This window comes from Pontibacterium sp., assembly GCF_041587635.1.
Classification (GTDB): Bacteria; Pseudomonadota; Gammaproteobacteria; order Pseudomonadales; family Balneatricaceae; genus Pontibacterium.
Genome location: NZ_JBFGYC010000323.1, coordinates 1 through 4678, shown reverse-complemented (window position 1 = coordinate 4678; position 4678 = coordinate 1). Strand labels below are relative to the sequence as shown.

Annotated in this window: 5 protein-coding genes and 1 pseudogene; 1 reads left to right on the top strand and 5 read right to left on the bottom strand. The window is 51.2% G+C overall.

Annotated features, from left to right (window positions below; genetic code table 11):
- The first annotated feature begins 341 nt into the window (after positions 1-341).
- Positions 342-1301 carry a LysR family transcriptional regulator gene (locus ABYW01_RS14600; RefSeq protein WP_372833967.1) on the top strand — a complete coding sequence of 320 codons (960 nt, stop codon included), beginning with the start codon at positions 342-344 and terminating at the stop codon, positions 1299-1301.
- 29 nt (positions 1302-1330) lie between these two features.
- On the opposite strand, the gene ABYW01_RS14595 is transcribed toward ABYW01_RS14600, so the two are convergent.
- The 5 genes and pseudogenes from ABYW01_RS14595 to ABYW01_RS14575 form a co-directional block, all read right to left on the bottom strand.
- The gene (locus tag ABYW01_RS14595) at positions 1331-2494 is read right to left on the bottom strand and encodes a JmjC domain-containing protein (protein WP_372833965.1); all 1164 of its coding nucleotides are present in this window, start codon (positions 2492-2494) and stop codon (positions 1331-1333) included.
- Positions 2494-2763, bottom strand: coding sequence for a hypothetical protein (locus ABYW01_RS14590; RefSeq protein WP_372833963.1), 270 nt, complete (start codon positions 2761-2763; stop codon positions 2494-2496). Before ABYW01_RS14590 ends, ABYW01_RS14595 begins: the two co-directional genes overlap by 1 nt.
- Positions 2764-2795: 32 nt before the next feature.
- On the bottom strand, positions 2796-3518 hold the full coding sequence (gene trmJ, locus ABYW01_RS14585) for a tRNA (cytosine(32)/uridine(32)-2'-O)-methyltransferase TrmJ (protein ID WP_372833961.1): 723 nt from the start codon (positions 3516-3518) through the stop codon (positions 2796-2798).
- A 7-nt stretch (positions 3519-3525) separates the two neighbouring features.
- Complete coding sequence (locus tag ABYW01_RS14580; protein ID WP_372833960.1) at positions 3526-4368, bottom strand: alpha/beta fold hydrolase; 843 nt, start codon at positions 4366-4368, stop codon at positions 3526-3528.
- A gap of 79 nt (positions 4369-4447) precedes the next feature.
- Positions 4448-4678 (bottom strand): annotated as a pseudogene (locus ABYW01_RS14575) (adenylosuccinate lyase); the annotation flags it as partial.

Sequence of the window (4678 nt, the reverse complement as noted above, 5' to 3'; positions counted from 1 at the left end):
TACTTAGCGATGTCCAGGCCAGTTTTGAATTTGTTCTGAGCACGCATGCGCGCAGCAGATTCTGGGTTGATGGCATCCCAAGGGCTGCCGGCATTCGCTTTCAGTGCGGAGATGCTGTCGATATCTTTGTTTAATGTAGACATGGTTAATCCTTCATTATTAGGGGGCAGCCTATGTTGTGGCCGCTCAATTCGGGAACGAGATCAATACTAGAGTGCTCTGCGGCATAAATGAAATAAATGGTGGTTATCTTGGGTATCATTTTCGTGAATGTGATACAATCGTTTAATGTTTCCAAACAGTTACGTGGCCGAGTTAGTCAGTCTGCGAGAGGGTGATTTATGAATCTGGAACGGATTGATCTTAATCTACTGGTGTATCTGGATGTCTTATTAAGGGAGCGTAATGTGACGCGCTCAGCCAGCGTGCTTGGTATTACGCAGCCGGCTATGAGCAACGGGCTGCGCCGATTGCGGGAGACCTTTGATGATCCGTTGCTGGTACGTAGTAGCGAAGGGATGATGCCTACTGAGCGTGCACAGGAGCTTCAGCCGCTCATTCGGCAGGTACTGGCGACGATTGAGCAAGCGGTCGAACCCAATAAGGAATTTGATGCGGCGTCCAGTGATCGAGTTTTCAGGATCATGACCAGTGATTATGGGGAAGCAACCTTATTGCCGCGTTTATTGGAGCGTTTGCGCGATGAAGCACCGGAAGTCGTGCTGGATATCCTGACGCCAAGTGATATGAGTTTTCTGGAGGTTGAGCGTGGTCAGGTCGATCTGGTTATAAACCGTTTTGACTCCATGCCGCAGTCGTTTCATCAGGTGACATTATGGCGTGATAGCTTCTCCTGCCTGTTAAGTGCCGAAAACCCAATTGTGGATCGGTTTTCGCTGGATGCTTATCTTCAGGCAAACCATGTTTGGGTGAGTAAAACCGGCATGGGAGCGGGGATGGGGCTAACGCCTAAGGATACCAAGCGTCTTGGTTGGGTGGACGAAGCGCTGCAGCGAATCGGTCGTCAGCGGCACATTACGGTCTTTACCCGGCACTATCAGTCGGCGGCACTGCTGGCGCAGCAAAAATCATTGGTGGTGACGATTCCGACAAAAGCGGCTGTTGCGCAGGAAGGGAATCCCCATCTGGTGATTAAAGAGCCGCCTTTTGAAATTGCACCGTTCGAACTCAAGATGGCGTGGAGTCCGCTTCTACAGCACAACAGTGCACACAAGTGGATTCGCCGTTTAATCGTGGAGGTCGCGAAATCGGTGGAAGAGGAGGCTGCCGGAAACGCATAAGTTGCGTTCCGGCACAGAGCGGAGCCGCGTTACTCGCAGTAAACGGAGCCTTGATTCAGCAGCTGAACCAAGATTTTCAGTGCCTCATCAGACCAGTCACCCTGATTGATCACAATGTTCGGGTTCTGGCATAAAGAGGTGGCGAGTGAGCAGGTTGCGTCCTCACATAGGAAGCTTTCGCCGTCTACAAACAGCCGAACCTGGTTTTCAGGGAGCTGAAAGAAAGAGAAGCGACTACCTTCATTGCGGCTCAGTAACAGGTCTCCGTCAGCGAGTGTCTCCTGTAACTGTTCCAGAGAGATATCATCTTCGGGGGCTTGATCCAGATCCGGATATTTTGGATCAGTCACAAATTCCCCCAGCCATTTCGATAACTGCGCGTCATCGTTCAGGTACTGGTTAAAGATGTCACGCACCTGCTGCAGCGATTCAGCTTCAATCTGCCCAGGATTATCCTGCAGCTTTAAGTCTGGATCGGTATAGCGAGATTCCGATGTGAGTTTCTCCCCCACAAAATCAGTGAAGCTACGCAAAATTTCTGCGTGGGACGGTGCGCGGAAACCTACAGAATAGGTCATGCAGTCATCGCTTTCGCTGACGCCGTTGTGGCCAACTTGTGGTGGGATATACAGCATATCTCCCGGTTCCAGTATCCAGGTGTTCTCAGCTTCCCAGTCTGGAATGATCATCACGGGCATATTGGGACGACGTGGAGAGTTCTGATCAAAGAACCCTCCCACTTCCCAGCGACGTTTGCCCTGTGTCTGAATCAGGAATACATCGTAATTATCGTAATGAGGTCCAACCCCGCCTCCTTGGCTGGCGAAACTCACCATCAGGTCGTCGTAACGCCAGTTGGGAATAAAACGGAACTGCTCAACGATCTCATTTGCTTCAGGTACCCAATGGTCAACGGCCTGAACCAGTAAGGTCCAGTTGTCTTCAGGCAACGCAGCAAAGGTGTCTTCGTTGAAGGGGCCGTGTTTCAGTTCCCACTGATCTTCTTCCGGTCCTTGAATGACGAGACGTGCTTCGACATCTTCTTCGCACGCCAGTCCAGCCAGTTCGTCTGCACCTACAGGTGCTTCCAGATCGGGAAAGGCGTTGCGGATCAGCAGCGGTTTTTTCTGCCAGTACTCTTGCAGAAAGGTTTCAATGGAGATGTCACCGAAAGGGGAGGGTTGGTCTGTCATTAGCCAATAAACTCTGCAAGGCGTTCTACGGATTCTTCTAGCTCACCCATCACTTTACGCATATCACGTGCAGAAAGGGCAGCCATACGGTTGTTGCCAGCCAGACGCACGCATTTCTTGATGCTGGCCATGCATTCGTTAATACCAGCTGCATCATATTCCAGACGGCGGGACTGGTCGTGTGCGGCCTGTATGCCTCCGCGCAGGGTGTCCATGTGTTCGCGCAGCTGGTCGGTTTGTTCTAACAGTGTAGCGAGATCTTGATGCATAGCGATTTCCAAAAAAGAATTGTGTGAGTCGGTTACGACTTCTCGTTATCAAGTGTTTCCTCGACCGAGGTCAGGATGCCGCGCAGCATATTCAATTCCGTTTTCTCAGGGCGTGACCGGTTAAAATATCGGTGCAGCTTCTCCAGTACCTTTCCCTGATGTTGAGGAATAATGAACTTAGTGCGATTCAGGACCCGTTCGAGGTGGTCATAGAATAACCCCATCTCTTTGTGCAGAGGATATTCCTGCTGCGGATACTGCGTGTCATCGCGATTGGATTCCATCCATAATTCGTAGCACATGACCTGAACCGCCTGTGAAATATTCATCACCGGGTATTCGGGATTGGATGGAATAAATACATGGTAGTTGCACTGTTGCAGTTCGCTGTTGTGCAGCCCCATGGTTTCGCGACCAAAAACGATGGCAACATTACCTTGCTGTGATTCGGTTGTCGCTTTGGCGGCGCAGGCGCGGGCATCCAGTTGTGGCAAATTAAACGTACGATTGCGGGCACTGGTGCCAATGACAAGCTGACAGTCGCTAATAGCTTCTTCCAGCGAGCTAACGATCGTTGCGTTGTCGAGCAGGTCTTTAGCGCCTGCTGCGCGTGAGACTGCTTCGTCGTTCGGGTAATCGTTGGGTTCCACCAGCCAGAGGTCTGTCAGGCCCATGTTTTTCATCGCGCGCGCTGCAGCGCCCACGTTACCGGGGTGGAAGGTGTTGATGAGTACAATACGGATGTTATCGAGCATAGTTAGATCAGGCTTCACTCAAGCGTGTTACAAAACGGCGCAGATCATACACAAATCGCTCGCGATGCCAAAGCTGAGGCGAGTGATCTGAATTTTCATAGATATGCAGCTCGGAGTCATTGATCTGGGTCGCGACCCAGTTCGCTAGTGTCTGAGAATAAAACTGGCTTTCGTCGCCGTAGATCAGCAACGCAGGCACATTGATGGCGGAGACAATGTCACGATAATCTTGTGCAGTCAGAGATTGCCAGCATGCTGTTAGCATCGGCCCCGGCAGTTTCTGCAAGTATTCACGCATCTGCTGGAAGCCACGGGAGTTGCGTTCGAAATTCTCCCGAGAGCGCACATTGTTGCCAAAAGCAACCAATTCTAAAACGCCTTCTGCGAAGTTTTCAGATAGACGTTGAATTAATTGCTGGTTTTTATCAGCGGGGAAGTTACTATAAATACCATGCTCCCAGCTATCATCGGTGACGAGCTTAGGGGACTGGTCGACAATACACACACCGCCCAGACGCTCGGTGCCAAACTGACGAATATACTCCCAAGTTGTCAGCGCGCCCATTGAGTGCCCGACCAATACAACGTCCTGCAGATCGTATTTATCGATGAGCAGTTGAAGGTCTTGAGCCATGGTGCTGATATGGGTGTCGCTGTCTTCCTCGTACTGGTGGTCGCCGTGGCCGCGGGCATCCCAGCAAAACACCTGAAACTCGTCAGCCAGTTCGGATGCAAAAGGGAGCCATTCGCGAGCGTTGGCCGTCCAGCCATGCAAGAAGATCAGTGGTCGGCCGTGACCGATACTGATGTAGCGAATTGAAGTGCCGTCCGATGCAGTCAGTTTTTCCATGTGTAGTGTCTTTTAAATCAGAATTGGAGTCAGAAAAAACGGGGCACCAGGCCCCGTTATTTTTAGATCAGTAAAGTGCTTAGATCGCTTTTGCCTGATCGATTGCGTTGCCGATGTAGTTCTGCGGCGTCAGTGCTTTCAGGCTGTCTTTTGCTTCCTGAGGCATGTCCAGCGTATCGATAAACGTCTGAATGGTCTCTTTGTTCATCTCCTGGCCGCGGGTCAGGGCTTTCAGCTTCTCATACGGCTCTTCGATACCGTGGCGACGCATGACAGTCTGGATCGGCTCAGCCAGAACTTCCCAGGAACC

Bases quoted from the DNA above. Each gene is read 5' to 3' on its own strand.
- ABYW01_RS14600 (WP_372833967.1), top strand. From the start codon at position 342: ATGAATCTGGAACGGATTGATCTTAATCTACTGGTGTATCTGGATGTC.
- ABYW01_RS14595 (WP_372833965.1), bottom strand. From the start codon at position 2,494: ATGACAGACCAACCCTCCCCTTTCGGTGACATCTCCATTGAAACCTTT.
- ABYW01_RS14590 (WP_372833963.1), bottom strand. From the start codon at position 2,763: ATGCATCAAGATCTCGCTACACTGTTAGAACAAACCGACCAGCTGCGC.
- trmJ (WP_372833961.1), bottom strand. From the start codon at position 3,518: ATGCTCGATAACATCCGTATTGTACTCATCAACACCTTCCACCCCGGT.
- ABYW01_RS14580 (WP_372833960.1), bottom strand. From the start codon at position 4,368: ATGGAAAAACTGACTGCATCGGACGGCACTTCAATTCGCTACATCAGT.